Here is a 21,234-nt window from a genome sequence, read left to right as displayed (position 1 = left end):
GTAAAACAAAAAGTAAATCACATAAAAAAAGTGGGAGTTTTTACAACTCCCACTTTTTTTATGTTTAAAATATTCAGTTCAATTGAACTGAATATTGAATGCTGATCTTAGTTTGCGACCATTTTAAGGAAAGCTGCAATTTTAGCTTTCATCGCCCTGCGGTCTACAATAAAGTCAAGGAAACCATGTTCCTGTACAAATTCCGCAGTTTGAAATCCTTTAGGAAGGTCTTTTTTAATTGTTTCTTTAATTACCCTTGGACCAGCAAAACCGATCAAAGCGCCTGGTTCTGCGATGTTAATATCGCCCAGCATTGCGTAAGATGCAGTTACACCACCTGTAGTAGGATCTGTCAGTAACGAAATGTACGGAATTTTTGCCTGGCTCAACAAGGCTAATTTAGCCGATGTTTTTGCCATTTGCATTAACGAAAATGCGGCTTCCATCATTCTGGCACCACCAGATTTAGAAATCATCAGAAATGGAATTTTATGCTTGATACTATAGTCAATAGATCGGGCGATTTTTTCACCTACTACTGATCCCATAGAACCACCGATAAAGTTGAAATCCATACAGGCAATTACTAAATCCTGTCCTTCAATCTTACCTACACCTGCTCTGATTGCGTCTTTTAAGCCAGTTTTAGCCTGACTTTCTACCAAACGGTCTACATAAGGTTTACTGTCTGTGAAGTTCAATGGGTCACCTGAAGTTAGATTTGCAAATAACTCTGTGAACTCATTATTGTCAAACAATACCTGAAAATATTCCTTTGATCCTACCCGTAAATGGTAGTCGCAATATTGGCAAACGTATTTATTTTCAACCAGATCGGCACTGTGGAGTGCTTTCTTACAATTAGGACACTTGTTCCATAAACCGTCTGGCGCTTCTTTTTTTTCTTCTGTCCTTGTACTGATACCTTTTTTTTCTCTCTTAAACCAAGCCATGTTATTTGTTGAAAAATGCGAGTACAAAGAAACAAAAAAAAATTAGAAGAGTTTAAGGTAGTTTTTAGTTAAAAATAATCGGCCTTAGATTTGGCCAGAGGGATATTTTTCCTAACTTCGGCATATATAAAATTATAAAAAATGAGTTTAAAAGGCTATAAAGGCGTAATTTACGGAGATGCCGTTCAGGAATTGTTTGAACAGGCTAAAAAACATCAGTTTGCATTACCTGCAGTTAATGTTACCGGTACCAACACAATTAATGCGGTAATGGAAACAGCGAAGGCAGTTAATTCACCTGTTATTATTCAGCTTTCCAATGGCGGAGCCCAATTTTATGCTGGAAAAACATTGAATAATGACAATTTGAATGCATGTGTATTAGGCGCAGTATCTGCAGCTAAACATGTTCATTTATTAGCTGAGCATTACGGTGTTGCAGTAGTTTTGCATACTGACCACGCAGCAAAGAAACTATTACCATGGATCGACGGTTTATTAGACCATGGCGAAAAATTCTTCGCAGCGCATGGTAAACCATTGTTTTCTTCACACATGTTAGATTTATCAGAAGAATCTATCGAAGAAAACATCGAGATTTCTGCTAAATACCTTGCTCGCATGGCGAAAATTGGTATGACTATCGAAATCGAACTAGGTGTAACTGGTGGAGAAGAAGATGGAGTAGACAACAGTGATGTAGATAGCTCTAAATTATACACTCAACCTTCAGAAGTAGCTTATGCTTATGAAGAATTGAGTAAAGTAAGTGATAAATTTACGGTAGCAGCAGCTTTCGGTAATGTTCACGGTGTATACAAACCAGGTAATGTGAAATTACAGCCGGTAATTCTTAAGAACTCTCAGGATTTCATTAGAGAAAAATACGCGATCACTGCTGAAAAACCGATCAACTTTGTATTCCACGGTGGTTCAGGTTCTACTCAGGAAGAAATCAGAGAAGCGATTTCTTACGGAGCAATCAAAATGAACATCGATACTGACATGCAATGGGCATTATGGGAAGGTGTTTTGGATTACTATAAAGCAAATGAAGCTTATCTTCAAGCGCAAATCGGTAACCCAGATGGTGATGATAAACCAAATAAGAAATATTATGATCCTCGCGTTTGGTTACGTAAAGGTGAAGAAGCTTTTGTTAAACGTTTAACTCAGGCTTTCGAAGACCTGAACTGTAGAGATGCTAGTGATAAACTATAGTTTTTCGTTTCCAGATCAACATCAGGAGTCTTAGAAATGTTAAAATAACAGCAAGGCCTGCTCCATGACATGGGACAGGCCTTGTTATTTACTTCAAAATGGTTACTGGACCAACTACAGTTTTTTGGCGAGCCTCATGGAGGTCGATCCAATAAAGGTAGGTCCCTACTGGTAAACTTTTTCCTTTATACCAGCCATCCCAGTTTTGAAAATTGCCTTTCGCACTGAAGACTTTTTCTCCGTATCTGTTCATCACTTTAACATTAAAACTTTTGGTTTTTCAAAAGGCCGAGGCAATTGCGCGGCAATAGTATCGATCATATATTGCATCAGTTCATTACTAAATCCTGTGCTTGGGGTTAAAGCTTTATCTTTCAGCAGTACTGCACAAATTTTATAGCCATTGACATAAGAAGGAGTGCTTTTTTTCGCTATTCTCCGGTAATTGTGCGAATCAAAATAATCGCCGGTTCCCTTATATGCATACCAGTTTTTATAAATCAAAAAACAGTAAGAACTTTGGATCGAATGCCTACTCTGTTCCAGGTTTTCGGCGGCTTCTGTAAAGAAAAAAATACAGTTCTAATTTAACGAAATTTTTATGCATTAATAGGGTCAAATGACCCAAAATTACTTTCGGTCGAAGCCCTATTTTTTACCATATTTGTAGAAATATCAGCAAGCAATGGAAACACTATTTGTAAATAAAGCAATCGGAAAAGAGACATTAGATCATGTATTTGCGATCAGGAGCGTTGTTTTTGTGGAGGAGCAGGGTTGTCCACCAGAACTGGAATGGGAAAATGAAGAAGAATCGACCCACTTTCTTGCCACGATGGACAATCAGCCATGTGGCGCCTGTAGATGGAGAAAAACCGATCAGGGCTATAAGCTGGAAAGGTTTGCTGTATTGAAAGAATATAGGGGTAAGCGAATAGGCCAGGCGCTGGTAGCGGCAGCTTTAGCAGATTTACCTGCAGATGCGCATTACATTTACCTAAACGCACAGCTTCCTGCGATGCCTTTGTATGCTAAATTCGGTTTTGTAGCCGAAGGCCCGCAATTTGAAGAAGCAGGATTTCAGCACTTTAAAATGGTAAAGAAAGCTTAGTAAAGTATGGCATTACGCTAAAAAACAACAGCCGAAAAGAAAAACTTGCTTAGAAAGGGTAGTGATTAACTGAAAAATATTTGACTGGAGAGCTGTAATGCAGCTTTCCATTTCTCCATATTCAGTCCTAAAGTTTTTCCTTTACTTTCCAAAAACCAGATCAGGTCTTCTGTAGCTAAATTTCCAGTAAGGTCGTCGGCTGCCATAGGACAACCTCCAAAGCCTTTTAAGGCACTATCAAACCTAAAGCACCCATTATCATAAGCAGCCTGTATTTTTTCAATACGCGTCTCCGGAGTACTGTGTAAATGAACACCAACCTCTACCTGATTAAAGCCTTGAATTATTCCTGGCAAAATCTTTTTGATTCTTTCCGGAGAGGACACCCCAATGGTATCTGATAAAGAAAGTATTTTGACACCCATATTAGCTAGTGTAGATGCCCAATGCATCACGATATCTTCATTCCATGGATCGCCATAAGGATTTCCAAAGCCCATTGATAAATATACTACCGCCGTTTTATCGTGTTTACTGCAAAGCTCCAGCATTTGTTTTACCGTATCCAGGGACGCAGCAATCGTAGCATTCGTATTGCGCATTTGAAAAGTCTCAGAGATAGAAAAAGGAAAACCGAGCTGATCGATCTCCGGATGCTGAACTGCGGCTTCTACCCCCCTTAAATTGGCTACAATAGCCAGCAACTTTGATGATGTACTGCTCAAATCAAGTTTTGACAATACTTCAGCAGTATCTCTTAACTGAGGAATGGCTTTAGGACTCACAAAACTGCCAAAATCGATGGTATCAAAACCTACCTGCAGCAGCAAATTGATATAGGCTGCTTTCAGGTCAGTATCAATAAAATCATGGATGCCTTGCATTGCATCCCTTGGACATTCTATCAGTTTAATCGACTTTTGCTGGTTCATGCTTTATTTTCTTGTAGTAAGGTCGGATAATCAATCTTGTGCCGCGATCATAGCTGAAATAACTCCAAACCCAGTTTACAAAAACCACGAGTTTATTTCTAAATCCAACGAGTGTCATCAAATGTACGAACATCCAGGTAAACCACGCGAATACCCCTTGAAATCTAATCTTGTGTAAATCAACAACTGCACGGTTGCGACCTACAGTGGCCATAGCTCCTTTATCTTTATATTTAAAATTGACGGTGGCTTTCTTTTCAATAATATTCAATAAATTTCCTGCCAATTGCCTTCCTTGCTGAATGGCAGCGGGAGCAACGCCTGGATGTCCATTAGGAAATTCTGTCGTGATCATCGCAGCAACATCGCCTATGGCGTAAATATTGGCGTAACCCTCCACTTTATTGATTTCATCCACCTTTAAACGATTGCCGCGAACAATGACCTCTGGATTTAAGCCATCCAGCACGACACCTTTTACACCTGCTGACCAGATCACGTTGGAAGAGCCAATCTGTTGTCCATCTGCAAGCGTTAGCATTTTGCCATTAAAAGATTGCACCCTGGCTTCAGTCATAATATTAACACCCAATTCTGTTAAAAACAGACGTGCTTTTTTGGAAGCCTGGGGAGACATGGCGCCTAATAATTCTGGAGAACCTTCAATCAGATAAATGCGCACCTTATCAATATCCAATTCCGGGTAATCACTTTTTAACACGTGTTTTTTAAGTTCGGCAATGGCGCCTGCGGTCTCCACGCCGGTAGGACCACCACCTACGACTACAAAAGTCAGCAGTTCATTGGCCACTAAAGGATCTGGTGCGATCTGTGCAGCCTCTAAATTCTGAAGAATCAAACTTCTCAGATTTAAAGCTTCTGGTATGGACTTCATCGGCATGGCATTTTCCTGAATCTCATCTTGACCGAAGAAATTACTGGTAGAACCCGTGGCAATCACCAAATGGTCGTAATCAATGCTACCGATACTCGTATGGATGCAATTGTTCAAGGGATCAACAGCACTCACTTCCGCCACACGGAAAGTCAGGTTTTTCTGACCTTTAAAAATCTTGCGGAGGGGGAAGGCGATAGAGTCGGCTTCTAATCCACCGGTCGCAACCTGATACAATAATGGCTGAAAAGTATGGTAGTTATGTTTATCTACCATGATCACTTCTATCTCTTTATCTCTTAGTTTTTTTGCCAATTCTATTCCACCAAATCCGCCACCTACAATGACTATTCTCGTTTTGCTGCCTTTCGGAAAGTGTTGCTCCATAGTATTTGAGTTTCTTAAATATACTGATAACAAAAAAGGCACCCAAAAAGGGTGCCTTTAATCAATAAATATTTAGATTTCTTATTTGTTCTTACCTAAATCGATAACGATAGGGGTAGAGATACACAATGAAGAGTAAGTACCGATGATACGACCGATCAATAGTGCGAAGATAAATCCGCGGATACTTGCGCCACCGAAGATGAAGATCACAAGTAATACGAAGAATACCGTTAATGAAGTCAAAATAGTACGACTCAATGTGCTGTTTAGGGCAAAGTTGATCAGTTTATTACGTTCTTCACCATGTAAGTCTTCTTTTCCAGTTTCCGCTAATTTCTCACGGATACGGTCAAATACAACTACAGTTTCCGTCATGGTATAACCCATTACCGTTAAGATCGCCGCGATGAAATCCTGGCCAATCTCTAATGAGAATGGAAGCACACCGTCTAAGATCGTGTAGAAAGATAGTACCAGCAACACGTCATGGAATAACGCGATTACCGCACCTAAACCATAATTCAGTTTCTTGAACCTCACTACGATATAGATAAACATCACTAAACAAGAGAACAGTATTGCTCCGTAAGCTCCGTAAACGATGTCACTTGCAATGATTGGACCTACCTTCTCATTACTTTCAATTTTATAAGGAACACCCGTTTTAGCAAGACCTTCCTGAAGGGCTTTTTCTACTAATTTATCCGCACCATTATCTTGATCAGTGATGTGGTAAGTAGTGGTGATTTTCAGTTCGTTGTTTGCACCAGCAGTTTTAACTACAGTTTCCGACTCAGGGAATACTGCGGCTAATTTCGCTTTTACATCTTCCGTTTCCATTCCTTTATCGAAGTGAACGATATACGTTCTACCACCTTTAAAGTCGATACCTAGGTTCAATCCACCATTTTTGAAGTAGAAGATAAAACCTAAAACGATGATCGCAGTAGAAATGCTGTAATAGATTTTTCTATGTCCAACGAAGTTAAACGCGATGTTTTTGAAGGCGTGAATGGTGTATTTATTACCGAAAGTAATGTTTGATTTTTTCTCTAATAACCAGTCGAACACTAAACGTGAGATCAATACTGCACAGAATAATGAAGAAAGAATACCAATACAAAGTGTCGTTGCAAAACCTTGAACCGGACCAGTACCGAAGATGTAAAGGATCGCACCTAATACAAATACGGTAACGTTCGAGTCAATGATAGAAGACATCGCATGTTTAAAACCTTCTTTGATCGCAACAGGAGTTGGCTTACCTAAGGTCAGCTCTTCTCTTACACGTTCGAAGATCAGGATGTTCGCATCTACGGATAAACCGATTACCAATACGATACCTGCGATACCTGGCAAGGTCAATACCGCACCCAGTGAAACCAGGATACCCATGATGAAGAATAAGTTGATCACTAACGCAAGGTTAGCTACCCATCCTGCTTTATTGTAATATAAAGCCATGAATACTAAGATCACCACGAAGGCAAGTACGAAAGAGATTAAACCGTCATGGATCGCTACTTCACCTAGAGAAGGACCAACCACGAACTCACCAACGATTCTAGCTGGAGCTGGAAGCTTACCTGCTTTTAAGATGTTGGCTAAATCTTGTGTATCGTTTACAGTGAAGTTACCAGTGATAGAAGAGATACCGTTAGGAATTTCGTTCTGTACAGTTGGTGCAGAGTAAACCGTGTTGTCTAATACAATTGCAATAGATTTTTTGTTGTTTGGATCTGCTGCTGCTTCTGCGGTAATTTTTTTCCATTTCGTAGCACCATCACCAGTCATGTACATGGTTACTTCTGGTCTGCCTTTCTGATCGTAATCATGACGGGCATCGCTGATTGCATCACCACCTAAATCTGGTTTGCCATCCATTGAAGTAGATTTGATGGCGTACAGTTCGAAAATCTTAGCACCACCAGTCGTCGAAACGTCCATTGGTTTCACACTCCACATGAATTTGAAACTCTGAGGAATGATAGAAGCTACTTCTGATCTTTTGAAATATGAATTTACTTTAGCCGTATCTTTTTGAGCTACCCAACCTACAACTGGTCCTGGACGTAATGAAGTCTGACCATTTTCGCCTTGGTAAGTAGGCACGTTTAATACAGAGAACAATGGGTTCGATTTCGCAAGGTCTTTGTTTTTAACCGCTGCAGAATCTTTAGTGTCTTTATTTTTAGCAAGACCAGCCAATTTACTTTCCGATTTAGCGGCAGTGGTATCTGTACCTGCTGGAGCTACATCAGTAGTTTTTAAAGTGGCAGCTAGTGTCTTGTTGATATTTTCTAATACTGGATACACTTCCTCATTGTTGTATACCTGCCAGAATTGTAATTCTGCAGATCCTTGCAATAATTTGTGAACCCTTTCTTTATCCTGAACACCTGGCATCTCAATCAGGATACGGTTAGTACCTTCTTGTTTCTGCATGTTAGGACTTACCACACCGAAACCATCGATACGGCTTCTGATGATCACGAAAGAACGATCGATCGCACTTGTTGCTTCTTTAGACAAATAATTTTTAACATCTGAATTGCTGGCGTTAGCTTTAAGCAATTTAGCGTTGTCCTGATTTGAAAAGTAGTCAGCTAATTTCACATTTGGAGAAAGTTTCTCAAACTCATCTACAAATATGGCGATGAAATCTTTTCCACCAGCGTTTAGTTTCTCTTGAGCAATTGCTAATGCTTTGTTGAAATTAGCATCATCAGGATTACCAGCTAATGATTTAACCAGTTCCGCTAACGAGATTTCCATCGTTACGTTCATCCCGCCTTTAAGGTCTAGCCCAAGGTTAATTTCTTTTTCTTTACAGAACTGGTAGTTAAATCCAAAAACAGGATAAACCGGCACTGTGGCCATAGAATCTAAATAAGCTTTTTCCTTATCTAAGTCTCCTTTGGCATAAGCCTTTGCGTCTTTTTCAACTTTCGAAGTGACAAAGTTGAATGAGAGAGAATACACACAGACAATACCTAGAAGTATTGCCATAAATTTAATAAAACCTTTACCCTGCATTTGTTTGTAATTATTAGTCTATATAAGCTATATATTTTTTTAACAAGTCGGCAAATCTAATTATTTTTTTAAATAATAGACTACCTTCTCAATTTTTTATTATGGGCGCTTAACTATTTGCGTTCAAGTGTTGAAAACGTGTAAGCGACCTTGTTTTTCTCATCTGGAAGATGCTTTTCCTTACTAAGTTCGTTCCATTCTTCCAGATCAATTTCCGGAAAGAAAGTGTCTGCTTCATAGGTTTGATGCACTCTGGTCAGGTAAATCCGGTTTGTAGCGGCTAAAGCATGCTTGTAGAGTTCGGCACCGCCGATAATGAATACCTCTTCTGTACCTTGGCAAAGTGCTAGTGCTTCCTCCAGACTATTGGTGATTTCTGTTCCCGGAAGCTCCAATCCGGTATTTCTGGTAATCACAATATTACGTCTGTTGGGAAGTGGCCTGCCGATAGAATCATAGGTTTTTCTGCCCATGATGATGGTATGTCCACTGGTAATGTCTTTAAAATGTTTTAAGTCTGCTGGCAGATGCCATAACAATTGGTTGTCTTTACCGATGGCATTATCTTCGGCAATGGCGACTACAATGGAAACGATCATACGGCCACAGCTCCTTTAATGTGAGGATGTGGTTCGTAACCCTCCAGGTTAAAATCTTCAAATTTAAAATCCATCAGGTCTTTGACCTCTGGGTTAATCTTCATGAGCGGTAATTTTTTTGGCTCCCTGCTCAATTGCAGTCTGGCCTGGTCTATATGGTTATTGTACAAGTGGGCATCACCAAGGGTATGAATAAAATCTCCGTATTCCAATCCACATACCTGGGCAACCATCATGGTCAACAAGGCGTAAGATGCGATATTAAACGGAACTCCCAAAAAGATATCTGCACTTCTTTGGTACAATTGACAGCTGAGTTTACCATCTGCTACATAAAACTGGAAAAAGGCATGGCAGGGTGGCAGGGCCATTTCTTCAATATCGGCTACATTCCATGCGGATACAATAATCCTTCGGGAATCTGGGTTGTTTTTTATAGTGTTGATGATCTGGCTGATCTGATCGATCTTACGGCCATCAGGTGTTGGCCATGAGCGCCATTGAGAACCATAAACAGGACCGAGGTTGCCATCGGCATCCGCCCATTCGTCCCAGATCTTCACGCCATTATCTTTCAGATATTTGATATTGGTATCTCCGCTTAAAAACCAGATCAGTTCATGAATGATGGATTTCAGGTGTAATTTCTTGGTCGTCACCATAGGAAAGCCTTCCTGAAGGTTAAACCTCATCTGGTAACCAAAAACGCTAATGGTTCCTGTTCCGGTACGGTCATGTTTTTGTGTGCCATGATCCAGCACGTGCTGCATTAAATCTAAATATTGTTTCATCTGTTGGCAAGCTTCTTTTGTCGGCCTGCGACTCTTGCAAGATAGTATTTTTGCCGTTTTTCGCAGGATGTTTTTTAGGAAAAGGCTGGATTAATTCCCATTTTATGATCAGCCGCTGCAAAAGTAGGAATTATTCTTCAGGGAATGCGCTGTAGTTGTATTCGGGAAGAGACCTGATTTCTTTTAGCCGGAGGAGGGGGCTGGGAAGGGGTTTGGATAGCAGAGACTAAGGCAAGACCACGCGGACCCTATCGGAACCCCTTCTGCTCTCCACGCCAATGCCCTTCTCTTCCCGAACACTTCCAGACCACTACCTGACTAATAGTTCATTTTTTTTCTGGAAAAATTCTCATATTCATAAGTACTTGTCCAAATGGAAAATTTGATTTTGTAAGTTTGTCTTAAAAAATAAGAATAGATGCTTGCTTTTGCGAATGCTAAAATTAACCTTGGGTTACGGATCACCGGGAAACGTGCCGATGGATATCATAATATTGAAACCGTATTTTATCCGGTAAAGCTTTACGACGTAGTCGAATGCCTTGATGCAGACGTTTTGAGCTGTACTATCGAAGGTATTGAGGTTCCAGGTGCTACCACAGATAATATTTGTCTGAAAGCGTACCAGTTGCTGAAACAGGACTTTGATCTTCCTCCGCAGCACATTTGTCTATTGAAAAATATTCCCGTAGGTGCAGGACTAGGAGGCGGCTCTGCCGACGCTGCTTTTATCCTGAAACTGTTGAATGATAAATTCAAATTGGGGCTTTCAATTCCGCAATTGGAGGATTATGCCAGACAGCTTGGTGCCGATTGTGCTTTTTTTATTCAAAATGAGCCTAGATATGCCGAAGGGAAAGGTGATGAATTTACTCATATTCAGGTAGATCTGTCTGCTTGTTTTCTTGTTTTGGTGAAACCAGATATTCATGTCTCTACTGCCGACGCTTATGCAGGAATAATGGTGGCCGATACTGGGACATCGGTAAAAGATTTAATACATTTGCCTTTGAGGGATTGGAAAGCGAATCTGAAAAATGATTTCGAGGCTTCTGTGTTTTTGAAGTACCCCGAAATTGAAGCCATCAAAGCAAGTCTTTACCAGCAAGGCGCAATCTATGCTTCGATGAGTGGCAGTGGATCTGCGGTTTACGCAATATTTGAAGCAGCAGTGCAACTTCCTGAACTCGAAAGAACCAATAAAGTATTTTATAACGTTTAGTGAATTATGGAAATCAACCTGATAAGAAAAAACGATAAATTTAATTTTGAAGCAGAAAATTCTAGCGGTTTTAAGGTAGAACTGGATGCAAAGCCGGAAATCGGTGGTGAGGGAAAAGGTTTCCGCCCAATGGAGATGCTGCTGATTGGCCTTGGCGGATGCAGCGGAATCGACATGGTCAACGTCCTCACTAAACAAAAAGAACCACTGAATGATGTGAAAATCAAAATCAAGGCTTCTAGAAAAACAGAAGAAATGCCTCCGATATTTGACGTCATCAACATTCATTTCGACATGTATGGTGCTTTAAACGTACAAAAAGTAGAACGTGCACTGGCCCTTACTTTCGATAAATACTGTTCGGTATCCAATATTTTGGGAAGATCAGCAACCATCAACTTTACATATACTATTCATCACTAACAAAATGCAAGAAGAGAATCAAGAAGAGAATTTCGAGACCCTGGCCATACGCTTACAAGCCGAGAGAACCCATTTTAAAGAGCATTCTGTGCCCTTGTACCTGACTTCAAGTTATAAATTTGACGACTCAGAAGAAATGCGCGCTTTGTTTGCAAATGAGAAGGAAGGCAACGTTTACAGCCGTTATGCCAATCCGAATACTTCTGAATTAATTGATAAAATGGCCGTTTTAGAAGGTGCAGAATCAGGATGGGTAACCGCAACCGGTATGGCTGCGATTTTTACCACTTTTGCTGCCTTTTTACAATCTGGCGATCACGTACTGGCCAGCAGATCTGTTTTTGGATCTACACACCAGCTTTTGAATAATATTTTTCCGAAATGGGGAATCAGCTATACTTATGCGGATCTGGATAAACCAGAACAAATGGAGCAGGGGATTCAGCCAAATACAAAAATGATTTTTGTAGAAACACCTTCTAACCCTGGAATCGATATTATCGACCTGGAATGGTTGGCACAGCTGGCAAAAAAGCATGGTGTATTATTGGTGGTAGACAACTGTTTTGCTACGCCATACCTGCAGCAGCCTATTAAATTGGGTGCAGACATCTCTATTCATTCGGCTACTAAATTTATCGACGGACAGGGTCGTACACTTGGTGGTGTGATTTTAGGATCGCATGCACTGATTGGAGAAATTGAAGCTTTCGCCAGACACAGTGGGCCGGCAATGTCGCCGTTCAATGCCTGGTTGCTGTCGAAAAGTTTAGAAACATTGGCTGTTCGCATGGACAGACATTGTGAAAATGCGTTGAAAGTAGCAGAATTCTTAGAAAGTCATCCCCGCATTAAAAAAGTGAGATATCCTTTCCTGCCTTCTCACCCTCAATATGACATTGCTAAAAAGCAAATGAAACAAGGTGGTGGCATCGTGACTCTGGTTATTGAAGGTGGTGCAGCTGCAGCAGGTAAATTCATGGACAGCTTAAAAATGTTCTCGATCTCTGCAAATCTTGGAGATACCAGATCTATCGCTACACACCCTGCAACCAGTACTCACTCCAAATTAACGGAAGAGCAAAGGTTAGAGGTTGGTATTGAACAAGGATCTGTTCGTTTGTCAATTGGCCTGGAGCACATCAATGATATCCTTGGGGATATCAAACAGGCACTTAGCTAATATAATCGCGATCTTCGTCGCTGATCAATTTTTTATGGTCCTCAGGAGCTTCCTGGGGACTTTCTTTATCATAAGTACTGATGGTCACTTTTGGTCGCCCGGCCATATAACCCAATATAAAGCCAATAAAAGTACAGACACCAATCACTAATAGTTTAGAAACATCTGCCTCTCCAAAAATGAAATCGAACTTTACCTTATCGGTGTTGATCATTAAAAAGACAGTAATCAGGACGGTAAAGATGATGATGAAAATGGTTTTAGTACGCATGTGTTAAAAGCTATAATTTAAAAGTAATTCTAAGATAGGATTTTGGTGATACATTTTGTTCACAAAAACGACTCTGCCGCCTACATCCAGCACAGGCTGGTAGCGAAGTAAGTTCATACTACTACGTAATTCGAAGCCAAAAGTTTTAGGCTGACCAAGATTTGTGTCTTCTCCAAGGTTTTCATAGTGACAGAATACGCCGCCACGAAGGTTTCTGATATATGCCAAAGGACCAATTTCCGCATCAGGAAAAACAATTGGGAAGCGGTAGTTGAGCAATAAGGTGTTTTTAAGAATATTGAGCGCTGGAATGTTATTATAGCCGTATACCGTATTGATCTGCTGGTCGTATTTTCTCACACCAGAGCTGCGCTGGTAGCTGAAATTGGCCAGGAAAGAGTGATTTCTGGCGAATCCAGGGAAATAAAAGAAGCTTTCTGCTGAAAAAATATCACCGGACAGCTGTGGGTCAAAGGGTTGGTGCAGATAGGTTAAGCGCATTACCTGGGCCCATTTTGGGGCAATATCCCTTTCCGACTGCCGGATGCTGTGTGTAAAGCTAAAGCTGTATTCCAATGGGAATTTTAGGGTGGTGATGTAGTTATTCGGCATGTTTTCAGGCTGATACCTTTTGGTATAACTGGTAGCCGTTGTGAAAGAGAAGTTGTAAAAATGATCTAAAGCGTTCAGGCTGATCGGTAAAGTTGCGGCCAGGCGAACGTCGTTTTCCCTCCAGTCTCCCTGCTGAACTCCTTTATTGCTGCTGTAAAAAGCACGTCTTGGTCTGTTGCGGTAGGTGGTACTCAATATCGGATAAAATCCTTTATAGGTAAATCCCGCATTGTATTCAAATCTCCCCAGGTCCCGAAAGTAATTTACGCCTGCAAAGACATTCATCGTATTCAGCAGGTTATCTGAGTTGATTTGTAAGCCGCCACGGTATTCATCTTCAATCACTGGATTGATACTGTGAACCTGAAACAGATTTTTTAATCCACCATAAGGCCTGGAAGCATAAGTGCTATCGGGGATGTTGGCAAAAACACTGCCGGTATTTTCCTGTTTTACAGCGGCTGCTCCAAGAAAAACAAAGTGATTTTCTCCAGGGGCTTGTGGCTGTATCTCGGTTTCTGCCACATTATAACCATCAATCCCGTAATTATTGAACACCATGGATTTTTCATTGGCAGAGAACGCAGGGTTAAATGCACCGTATTTAGCGGCACTCAGCGCACTTATTTTTTTGGTTTCCGGTTCTATGTAGTAAATGTTGTCAATTCCGTTGTAGTGCGCGTTAAAAGCGATTCCTTTGGAAAAATAAACTGGTCTGCTCAGCTGCTGTTGTGTAGCGGGGATTAAAACTTCAGTTTTTCCGCTGCGATCCATTTGCTGAAGAGATTTACCTTGCTCAGTCACTGCGATAAAAGCAATCGAACTGCCATCCGGACTAAAGGCCGGGGTTTGGAGGATCAGGTTTTCCGGGTTTGGATAGGTGTGGAGAATTGCTCCTGTTGCGGCATCCAGTTCCAGCAGATTACTTTTGTTACTCAGGTCGTACCTCACCACAACTACTTTCTTGCCATCCGCGGATAGAGAAGGAGAGAAAAGCCTGCTTCGGGAGCTAAGTTTATAGCTCCGGCCGGTTTTTAAATCATAGCTGTTGATCACACTGTAATTGCGCTGTCTGTATCTGGGATCATATCTGATTTCATCCCAAACTACCACACCGTTCGCATAGCTGAACCAGGGCTGTTCCTGTCCAGCAATGGAAATTAGCCTTGTTTCCTTTTTGTCCGGGCTAATGAGCACAAAATGAGGAGTTTCTCCCTTACTTTGTTTCAAAGCCAACACCTTCTGGTCGCTGATCTTGACCGGCAAAAAATAGCTGGTTGCGTAATTCGGTTTCCCATTTAGCGAAGCGTAGTCTTTGGAAGGCGTTTTATTGGCTTGCGCTGTCCATTCTTCCCGTAGTTTTTCGGTATTGGCATGAAACCAATCTGTGGTGCCTTTTCCGCTAAATTTTTTCAGACTTTTGGAGAAAGGGTACAGCCGGACAGGGCGCTTTTTAATATCAGTAAGGACACTATCGAACACAAATTCTCCGGCAGATGCCCGAATGGCGGAAGCCAGTGTGTAACCCAGCTGGTAATAGCCAGGGGTCAGGTCTTTCTCTGAATCAAAGTTAGATTTGGTATAGGAATAATTTTTCCCTTCCAGCAGCTGCGTTCTATAAGGCATGATCCAGCTGGGAATTCTTCCACGCCCGGCATTGGTAAGTGAGGTTTCTGTACTTACTGCGTCTCCTTCAAAATACCAGAGCGGCAGGCTTACACCCAGCCATGCAAAGTACACGGTTTCTGGAAAGGGATGTGCTGCGCCACCAGTCAGCTTATCAAACTGCGCCACATGGCGAAGCTCATGCACCGCCAGGTTGTTGAGCCAATCCTGACTATCGAATTGCTGTGGAGGTGTGGTGTAAAATTCGGATTTTTTTGGAGCCAGCTGCACAAAGCCATTTGCGATGACCCCCCGGTTTTGTAAAAGGATCGGAATACTAGCCTTTTGCTGGCCTAGGCTCGCCCCTACATAAGGATAGATCTTGGTAATGGTGTTCGACATGCGCTGGGCTTCTTTCTCCAGCTCTATTGGGTAAATGATCCGAAATCCTGTGGCATTAATTTGTCGCCATTTTACACTAAGAGGATTCTGTTCGGAGTTAAAGATCTGGGAGAAGCTTTTTAGCCCGGTTAAGCTTAATATTAATGAAGTGATTGCACTGATGATTAATGTTCTGTTTGCGATAGATGTCGTCATTAATTTGCGATGCTAATGTGTTTGTTTTTATTGGAAACTTTCAATTCTTTATCGGTTGATCTTTGGTTTACTCTTAAATATGTAGTGTTTATATCTTGTTTTCCCCTTTTAATACTTCTTATTGCGGTTGAATATAAGTATTTTTTTCGGAGATGGATGAGCTTGGTTCCAGAGGCTTAAAAGCGCTGACAGCTAGTTGAGCTTCCTGCGTTTTTGATAAATCGGGTATAGGAAAACAGCGCCGATAATCAAAATTGCTCCTGCGTAAAAACCGACAGACATGGTCTCTTTGGTGCCAAAGAAAAGAAAGGCCAGAATGATCCCGTAAACTGGTTCTAGGTTGGTGATGAGTGCCACCCGAAATGCAGATAGGGTTCGCATCACTGAAACGCCAGCCACATAAGCCAAAGCAGTGCAGATTGTGCCTAACAACAAGAGGTACGACCAGTCTGAAAAGCTGAGGTCAAAATGTTCATGAAGTAAGGAGCGGTCAAAAAAACGGTATAGTGTAATCCAGAATAGTGCGCCTGCCATTTCATAGAAGCCGATGATTTTTGGATCACTTTTCTGAACTAAAGTAGAGTTAATCGTAGAAAATAAACTCGAAGCCAATGCAGAAGATAGTCCCATAATGATCCCCAACGTATAACCTGACTCGAATTTAAAGATCATATAGATGCCCAGGATAATGATCAGCCCGATCACTACATCCGGAACCCGAATTGGCTTTTTCTTAATCAGGGGCTCTAATATCGCAGTAAATAGGGTGAAAGAAGAGAGACAAACCAGCGTGACGGAAACGGTAGAAACTTTAATGGCATAGAAGAACAGAATCCAGTGCAGGGCCACCACGCTTCCAGTAAAGAAAAATTGCAGAAACTGTTTCCTGGAGATCTTTAAGCTCGTTTTTGAACAGAGAAAGTAGATGAATAAGGTTAAACTGGCGATCAGTACGCGGTACCAGACTAGTTGAACCGCATTCACAGAAATCACAGCGCCTAAAATGCCGGTAAAGCCCCATATAAAGACGGTTGCATGTAAAATGAGCAGGTTTCTATTGGAGGAAGTCTGAACTGAAGGTTTCACTTATTTTGGTGCTTTACGGAGTAAATAATAGCCCAGTAAGCCGAAAAATATGGTAGGGAGCAGTACTGCAAACAGTGGGGAAATCCCTCCTTTTAGGGAGAACATCTTGGCGAATTGGTTCAATACAATATAGCCAAAACTCAGAATAATCCCTATTCCAAGGGGTAAACCGACTCCTCCACGTACTTTTCTGGAAGAAAGTGCCACGCCGATCAGGGTGAGTACGAAGGCAGATAGGGGTTGTAAATATCGTTTATAACGTTCAAATAAGAGGTCGTTCATGATCCCGGAACCACGGATTTCTTCTTTTTTAATCTTCTCAGAGAGGTCTTTGTTAGACAGGTTTTCGTAGATGTTGTCGTAAGCAGAGAAATCATCAGGACGCATATCCAGAACAGTATCTTTCGGTACGGTACTGCCGTTCACCATAGTTTCTTTTAAGCCGTCAATATTTCTTACAGTATAGTTTGTCAGCTTCCATGAGCGTTTCAGGGAATCCCATTTGATTTCATCCGCTACAATTTTCTTCGTCAGGATATCCCCTTTGAAGTTATCCAAAGTGAACTGTGATCCAATCTTAGTCTTGTTGTCAAAACTTTTCATGTAGATGTATGTCTTCGCATCCAGCTTCATGTGAATGTCCGTTTTACTACTCGGATCGTTCTTCTTGATGAAGTTGTTTTCGAAGTTGTTCTTAATCTGATTGGTGTAGGGAAGGATGTACAGATTGGAACCCAGATTGACTGCGAAAATAATGAATGCGGAGATGAAATAAGGAAGGAGGAAGCGGTTAAAGCTTACTCCTCCACTTAAAATGGGTACAATTTCCGTTTGATCGGCCATTTTTGCCGTAAAAAAGATCACAGCAATAAAGTTGATTAGCGGAGAAAGCATATTGACATAAAAGGGGATTGATCCTGCATAGTACAGGGATACCACTTGCCAGAAGGTCAGGTTATTACCAAGAAAGTCATCAAGTTTCTCTGAAAGGTCAAAGATGACAATGATGATGACAAAAAGCGTCAGGGTATAAATAAATGTACCCAGATACTTACTGATAATATACCAGTCGATAATTTTAATCCTGCCTTTTATAAAGTTCATTTATAGTTTATTACCTAAGATGGTCACCATTTTGTTTTTCCAGGCATAAAACTCACCATTGATGATTTTTTCTCTGGCAGTATTCACTAACCAAAGGTAAAAATGCAGGTTGTGTAAAGTGGCAATCTGAGCACCTAACATCTCTTTCGAGTGCATCAGGTGTCTTAAATAGGCCTTAGAATAAACCTGATCAGCGTATAAATCACTGTCTGCATCAATAGGAGAGAAGTCATCTGCCCATTTCTTGTTGCCGATGTTAATGATTCCGTTTCTGGTAAATAACATTCCATTTCTGGCATTTCTGGTTGGCATCACGCAATCAAACATATCTACACCCAAAGCGATGTTTTCCAGGATGTTGATTGGTGTTCCTACACCCATTAAATAACGTGGTTTCTCATAAGGTAAGATGTCGCAGACCACTTCAGTCATGCCGTACATCTCTTCGGCGGGTTCTCCAACAGATAAACCACCAATCGCATTTCCCTCACGATCCATACTGGCAATAAATTCTGCAGATTTCTTTCTTAAATCTTTATAAACAGAGCCCTGTACAATAGGAAATAAGGTTTGGCTGAAACCATATTTAGGTTCAGTACTGTCGAAACGCTTGCAGCAGCGTTTTAACCAGCGGTGGGTCATATTGATAGAGTTCGCCGCATATTTATAATCACATGGGTATGGCGTACATTCGTCAAATGCCATGATGATATCCGCTCCAATCGTGCGCTGGATGTCCATCGCATTTTCTGGGGTAAATAAGTGTTTTGAACCGTCAATATGGGAACGGAAAGTAACCCCTTCTTCCTTAATCTTATTTACTTTACTCAAAGAATAAACCTGGTAACCTCCACTATCTGTTAAAATAGGGCGATCCCAGCCAATGAATTTATGCAATCCACCGCTTCTTTCAATAATGTCTAAACCTGGTCTGAGGTATAGGTGATAGGTATTACCAAGAATAATCTTGGCGTCAATATCCTCTTTAAGTTCTCGTTGATGAACTGCTTTAACAGTTCCCGCAGTGCCTACAGGCATGAAAATAGGAGTTTGTATGTCCCCATGATCTGTTGTTACTGTTCCTGCTCGTGCTTTTGAATGTGTATCTTTTGCCTGTAAGGTAAATTTCATAAATCTGTATGCTCCACTAAAATCTGCCAAAAATAGCAAAAATAACGCTATAAATGGCCCTAAATTTTTATCCACATAAAGGAATTTACAGATTAAAAACCTGAAATTTGGAGGCTACAAAAATACAACGTGGAATTAACCTTACTAGAGACCTGCCTGCTGGGCGCATTTATCTTCTGTTTCTTTATACAATTATACTTTAGCCTGTTCGTTCATCTGAAACTTGCATTTTATCCCGTAGAACCTATACCTGAAACGGCAAAGAAACCTTTAAGCGTGGTCATTTGTGCCCGCAATGAAGTCGACAATTTAACCGCTTACCTGCCCTCAGTGCTGGCGCAGAATTACCCTGATTTTGAGGTAATTGTGGTGAACGATCGCTCATGGGATGGTACACGGCAACTTTTAGAAAACTTTGCATCACAGCACAGGCGATTGAAAATTGTGACGATTGGGGAAGGTGAAAAGTTCATTGCCGGAAAGAAATTTGCAGTAACCATGGGAATTAAAGCCGCTTCCAATGATTGGCTGGTCTTTACAGATGCGGATTGTCAGCCAGCCTCAGAAAACTGGTTAATGGGCATGCAGCAAAGTGAAGATCCAGAGGTCGATATTGTTTTAGGGTATTCCCCATATATGAGAAAAAGAGGGGTTTTAAACGCATTGATTCGTTTTGAGACCTTCTTTACCGCAGTAAACTACCTGTCTTACACCATAAAAGGAATGCCTTATATGGGAGTGGGTAGGAATATGGCCTATAAAAAGACACTTTTCTTTAAGAATAAAGGCTTTGCAGCACACATGCACATTCCTTCAGGTGATGATGATTTGTTCGTAAATGCAAATGCAACCGCAGCAAATACGGAAATTAGAATCAATAAAGATGCACAGGTATGGTCGGAACCAAATACAAGTTGGGGGGGCTACCTAAGACAAAAAAAACGCCACTTCGGTGCTGGAAAATTATATAAAAGAAAGCATAAGTTCATTCTTTCCTGTCAGATCATCTTCCAGTTTCTATTTTATGCTTTCTTCACAGGATTATTGTTCTTTAAAGCCACATTGTACCCGGCATTGGGGATTCTGGGGCTGAGCATTGTGATCCGCTGTTTTATCTATCCCCGCATTTTAAAGCGGCTAAATTATAGTGATTTAAGGTGGTGTTTCCCGATTCTGGACATTCTCTTATTCATTTTCCTCGTGTTTAATGGCATTCTGTCTATATTTGTAAAAAAGGTAAAGTGGAAATAAGATCAACGCTAATACAAGAATATTTTAAAGATCTGACTGAAGAGCAAATTGCTCAATTCGATCAGTTATATGATTTATACAGTTTCTGGAACGCCCAGATCAATGTGATCTCCAGAAAAGATATTGAAGAGTTATATGTACGCCATATCCTTCATTCTTTGGGTATCGCTAAGTTTTGTACATTCAAGCCTGGTACTAAAGTGCTTGATGTAGGTACTGGTGGTGGTTTTCCTGGGATTCCATTAGCCATAATGTTCCCGGAAACACAATTTCACCTGGTAGATTCTATCGGTAAGAAAATCAAAGTAGTTACGGAAGTTGCTGCTGGTTTAGGATTGAAGAATGTTAAAGCCAGTCACCTGAGAGCAGAACAAGTGAGCGATAAATATGATTTTGTTGTTTCAAGAGCGGTGACACGCCTGATTGATTTCTATCCTTGGGTAAAAGATAAGTTCAATAAAGATTCTAAAAATGCAATTGCAAACGGGATTCTCTACCTTAAAGGTGGTGATCTGGCCGAAGAAATTAAAGAAACAAGGTTGAAAGCCGAGCTTTATCCGCTTTCAGATTACTTTAAAGAAGAGTTCTTCGATACTAAGTATGTGATGTATATTCCACAATAGTAAGGGTTCTTTTCTTTGAGAGACCTTTATAAAAAAGCAGTTACTCTTTTCATCCCCGAATATTTGCTGAAGGGCAAATCTTCGAATGTCTTCAAAGAGCAAACTGCTTTTTTTTCGGGGCTACATGCGTTCATCACAGGGAAACTTTCTATTGGCTAAGTTTTCTAAAGCTTTCTTGTCATCTCTTTCATTGTGCAT

The 21,234-nt window shown here is 40.9% G+C and carries 20 protein-coding genes; 7 read left to right on the top strand and 13 right to left on the bottom strand.

What is annotated here, in order from left to right; genetic code table 11:
* Window positions 1–107 precede the first annotated feature (107 nt).
* The gene (accD, locus tag AQ505_RS20940) at window positions 108–953 is read right to left on the bottom strand and encodes an acetyl-CoA carboxylase, carboxyltransferase subunit beta (RefSeq protein ID WP_062549979.1); all 846 of its coding nucleotides are present in this window, start codon (window positions 951–953) and stop codon (window positions 108–110) included.
* A gap of 141 nt (window positions 954–1,094) precedes the next feature.
* On the opposite strand from accD, the gene fbaA reads away from it, so the two are divergent.
* Window positions 1,095–2,174 carry a class II fructose-bisphosphate aldolase gene (fbaA, locus tag AQ505_RS20935; protein ID WP_062549978.1) on the top strand — a complete coding sequence of 360 codons (1,080 nt, stop codon included), beginning with the start codon at window positions 1,095–1,097 and terminating at the stop codon, window positions 2,172–2,174.
* Window positions 2,175–2,262: 88 nt separating this feature from the next.
* On the opposite strand, the gene AQ505_RS26145 is transcribed toward fbaA, so the two are convergent.
* Together AQ505_RS26145 and AQ505_RS20930 are read right to left on the bottom strand one after the other, a co-directional pair.
* On the bottom strand, window positions 2,263–2,427 hold the full coding sequence (locus AQ505_RS26145) for a gliding motility-associated C-terminal domain-containing protein (RefSeq protein ID WP_082461662.1): 165 nt from the start codon (window positions 2,425–2,427) through the stop codon (window positions 2,263–2,265).
* Window positions 2,427–2,678, bottom strand: coding sequence for a hypothetical protein (locus tag AQ505_RS20930; protein WP_062549977.1), 252 nt, complete (start codon window positions 2,676–2,678; stop codon window positions 2,427–2,429). The genes AQ505_RS26145 and AQ505_RS20930 overlap by 1 nt, the downstream gene beginning before the upstream one ends.
* 181 nt (window positions 2,679–2,859) lie before the next feature.
* Here AQ505_RS20930 and AQ505_RS20925 point away from each other — a divergent pair, with 181 nt between their 5' ends.
* Complete coding sequence (locus AQ505_RS20925) at window positions 2,860–3,285, top strand: GNAT family N-acetyltransferase (RefSeq protein WP_062549976.1); 426 nt, start codon at window positions 2,860–2,862, stop codon at window positions 3,283–3,285.
* Window positions 3,286–3,350: 65 nt separating this feature from the next.
* On the opposite strand, the gene AQ505_RS20920 is transcribed toward AQ505_RS20925, so the two are convergent.
* The 5 genes from AQ505_RS20920 to AQ505_RS20900 form a co-directional block, all read right to left on the bottom strand.
* Window positions 3,351–4,217: a hydroxymethylglutaryl-CoA lyase gene (locus AQ505_RS20920; protein ID WP_062549975.1), complete on the bottom strand. Its 867-nt coding sequence runs from the start codon at window positions 4,215–4,217 to the stop codon at window positions 3,351–3,353.
* Entirely contained in the window at window positions 4,195–5,499 is a 1,305-nt protein-coding gene (locus AQ505_RS20915; RefSeq protein WP_062549974.1) for an NAD(P)/FAD-dependent oxidoreductase, read from the bottom strand. Before AQ505_RS20915 ends, AQ505_RS20920 begins: the two co-directional genes overlap by 23 nt.
* An 81-nt stretch (window positions 5,500–5,580) precedes the next feature.
* Window positions 5,581–8,538, bottom strand: coding sequence for a protein translocase subunit SecDF (gene secDF / locus AQ505_RS20910; protein WP_062549973.1), 2,958 nt, complete (start codon window positions 8,536–8,538; stop codon window positions 5,581–5,583).
* A 113-nt stretch (window positions 8,539–8,651) separates the two neighbouring features.
* Window positions 8,652–9,137 carry a dihydrofolate reductase gene (locus tag AQ505_RS20905; RefSeq protein ID WP_062549972.1) on the bottom strand — a complete coding sequence of 162 codons (486 nt, stop codon included), beginning with the start codon at window positions 9,135–9,137 and terminating at the stop codon, window positions 8,652–8,654.
* Entirely contained in the window at window positions 9,134–9,928 is a 795-nt protein-coding gene (locus tag AQ505_RS20900) for a thymidylate synthase (RefSeq protein WP_062549971.1), read from the bottom strand. Before AQ505_RS20900 ends, AQ505_RS20905 begins: the two co-directional genes overlap by 4 nt.
* A 418-nt stretch (window positions 9,929–10,346) precedes the next feature.
* Between AQ505_RS20900 and ispE the strand changes: the two genes are divergently transcribed.
* The 3 genes from ispE to AQ505_RS20885 are packed head-to-tail and all read left to right on the top strand — an operon-like array spanning window position 10,347 to window position 12,756.
* A complete protein-coding gene (gene ispE, locus AQ505_RS20895; protein WP_062549970.1) occupies window positions 10,347–11,150 on the top strand; it encodes a 4-(cytidine 5'-diphospho)-2-C-methyl-D-erythritol kinase in 804 nt (267 codons plus the stop codon).
* Window positions 11,151–11,156: 6 nt separating this feature from the next.
* Window positions 11,157–11,573 (top strand): OsmC family protein, encoded by a 417-nt coding sequence (locus tag AQ505_RS20890; RefSeq protein ID WP_062549969.1) that lies wholly within the window; start codon window positions 11,157–11,159, stop codon window positions 11,571–11,573.
* Window positions 11,574–11,577: 4 nt separating this feature from the next.
* Entirely contained in the window at window positions 11,578–12,756 is a 1,179-nt protein-coding gene (locus AQ505_RS20885; protein WP_062549968.1) for a trans-sulfuration enzyme family protein, read from the top strand.
* On the opposite strand, the gene AQ505_RS20880 is transcribed toward AQ505_RS20885, so the two are convergent.
* The 5 genes from AQ505_RS20880 to tgt all read right to left on the bottom strand — a co-directional run bounded on the left by AQ505_RS20880 (window position 12,749) and on the right by tgt (window position 19,162).
* Window positions 12,749–13,027 carry a lipopolysaccharide assembly protein LapA domain-containing protein gene (locus tag AQ505_RS20880; RefSeq protein ID WP_062549967.1) on the bottom strand — a complete coding sequence of 93 codons (279 nt, stop codon included), beginning with the start codon at window positions 13,025–13,027 and terminating at the stop codon, window positions 12,749–12,751. The genes AQ505_RS20885 and AQ505_RS20880 overlap by 8 nt on opposite strands.
* 3 nt (window positions 13,028–13,030) lie before the next feature.
* Window positions 13,031–15,841, bottom strand: coding sequence for a TolB family protein (locus AQ505_RS20875; RefSeq protein WP_062549966.1), 2,811 nt, complete (start codon window positions 15,839–15,841; stop codon window positions 13,031–13,033).
* A 192-nt stretch (window positions 15,842–16,033) separates the two neighbouring features.
* The gene (locus AQ505_RS20870) at window positions 16,034–16,927 is read right to left on the bottom strand and encodes a DMT family transporter (RefSeq protein ID WP_062549965.1); all 894 of its coding nucleotides are present in this window, start codon (window positions 16,925–16,927) and stop codon (window positions 16,034–16,036) included.
* On the bottom strand, window positions 16,928–18,031 hold the full coding sequence (locus AQ505_RS20865; RefSeq protein WP_082461661.1) for an LptF/LptG family permease: 1,104 nt from the start codon (window positions 18,029–18,031) through the stop codon (window positions 16,928–16,930).
* Window positions 18,032–19,162, bottom strand: a complete 1,131-nt coding sequence (gene tgt / locus AQ505_RS20860; protein ID WP_062549964.1) for a tRNA guanosine(34) transglycosylase Tgt — start codon at window positions 19,160–19,162, stop codon at window positions 18,032–18,034.
* Window positions 19,163–19,291: 129 nt separating this feature from the next.
* Between tgt and AQ505_RS20855 the strand changes: the two genes are divergently transcribed.
* Together AQ505_RS20855 and rsmG are read left to right on the top strand one after the other, a co-directional pair.
* Entirely contained in the window at window positions 19,292–20,413 is a 1,122-nt protein-coding gene (locus AQ505_RS20855) for a glycosyltransferase (RefSeq protein WP_062549963.1), read from the top strand.
* On the top strand, window positions 20,404–21,036 hold the full coding sequence (rsmG, locus tag AQ505_RS20850; protein WP_062549962.1) for a 16S rRNA (guanine(527)-N(7))-methyltransferase RsmG: 633 nt from the start codon (window positions 20,404–20,406) through the stop codon (window positions 21,034–21,036). Before AQ505_RS20855 ends, rsmG begins: the two co-directional genes overlap by 10 nt.
* The last annotated feature ends 198 nt before the right edge of the window (window positions 21,037–21,234 follow it).

This window comes from Pedobacter sp. PACM 27299, from assembly GCF_001412655.1.
Lineage (GTDB): Bacteria > Bacteroidota > Bacteroidia > Sphingobacteriales > Sphingobacteriaceae > Pedobacter.
Note: the sequence above shows the minus strand (reverse complement) of the source record. Positions and strands in the feature narration are given on the sequence as shown.

Bases quoted from the DNA above. Each gene is read 5' to 3' on its own strand.
- accD (WP_062549979.1), bottom strand. From the start codon at position 953: ATGGCTTGGTTTAAGAGAGAAAAAAAAGGTATCAGTACAAGGACAGAA.
- fbaA (WP_062549978.1), top strand. From the start codon at position 1,095: ATGAGTTTAAAAGGCTATAAAGGCGTAATTTACGGAGATGCCGTTCAG.
- AQ505_RS26145 (WP_082461662.1), bottom strand. From the start codon at position 2,427: ATGAACAGATACGGAGAAAAAGTCTTCAGTGCGAAAGGCAATTTTCAA.
- AQ505_RS20925 (WP_062549976.1), top strand. From the start codon at position 2,860: ATGGAAACACTATTTGTAAATAAAGCAATCGGAAAAGAGACATTAGAT.
- AQ505_RS20920 (WP_062549975.1), bottom strand. From the start codon at position 4,217: ATGAACCAGCAAAAGTCGATTAAACTGATAGAATGTCCAAGGGATGCA.
- AQ505_RS20915 (WP_062549974.1), bottom strand. From the start codon at position 5,499: ATGGAGCAACACTTTCCGAAAGGCAGCAAAACGAGAATAGTCATTGTA.
- secDF (WP_062549973.1), bottom strand. From the start codon at position 8,538: ATGCAGGGTAAAGGTTTTATTAAATTTATGGCAATACTTCTAGGTATT.
- AQ505_RS20905 (WP_062549972.1), bottom strand. From the start codon at position 9,137: ATGATCGTTTCCATTGTAGTCGCCATTGCCGAAGATAATGCCATCGGT.
- AQ505_RS20900 (WP_062549971.1), bottom strand. From the start codon at position 9,928: ATGAAACAATATTTAGATTTAATGCAGCACGTGCTGGATCATGGCACA.
- ispE (WP_062549970.1), top strand. From the start codon at position 10,347: ATGCTTGCTTTTGCGAATGCTAAAATTAACCTTGGGTTACGGATCACC.
- AQ505_RS20890 (WP_062549969.1), top strand. From the start codon at position 11,157: ATGGAAATCAACCTGATAAGAAAAAACGATAAATTTAATTTTGAAGCA.
- AQ505_RS20885 (WP_062549968.1), top strand. From the start codon at position 11,578: ATGCAAGAAGAGAATCAAGAAGAGAATTTCGAGACCCTGGCCATACGC.
- AQ505_RS20880 (WP_062549967.1), bottom strand. From the start codon at position 13,027: ATGCGTACTAAAACCATTTTCATCATCATCTTTACCGTCCTGATTACT.
- AQ505_RS20875 (WP_062549966.1), bottom strand. From the start codon at position 15,841: ATGACGACATCTATCGCAAACAGAACATTAATCATCAGTGCAATCACT.
- AQ505_RS20865 (WP_082461661.1), bottom strand. From the start codon at position 18,031: ATGAACTTTATAAAAGGCAGGATTAAAATTATCGACTGGTATATTATC.
- tgt (WP_062549964.1), bottom strand. From the start codon at position 19,162: ATGAAATTTACCTTACAGGCAAAAGATACACATTCAAAAGCACGAGCA.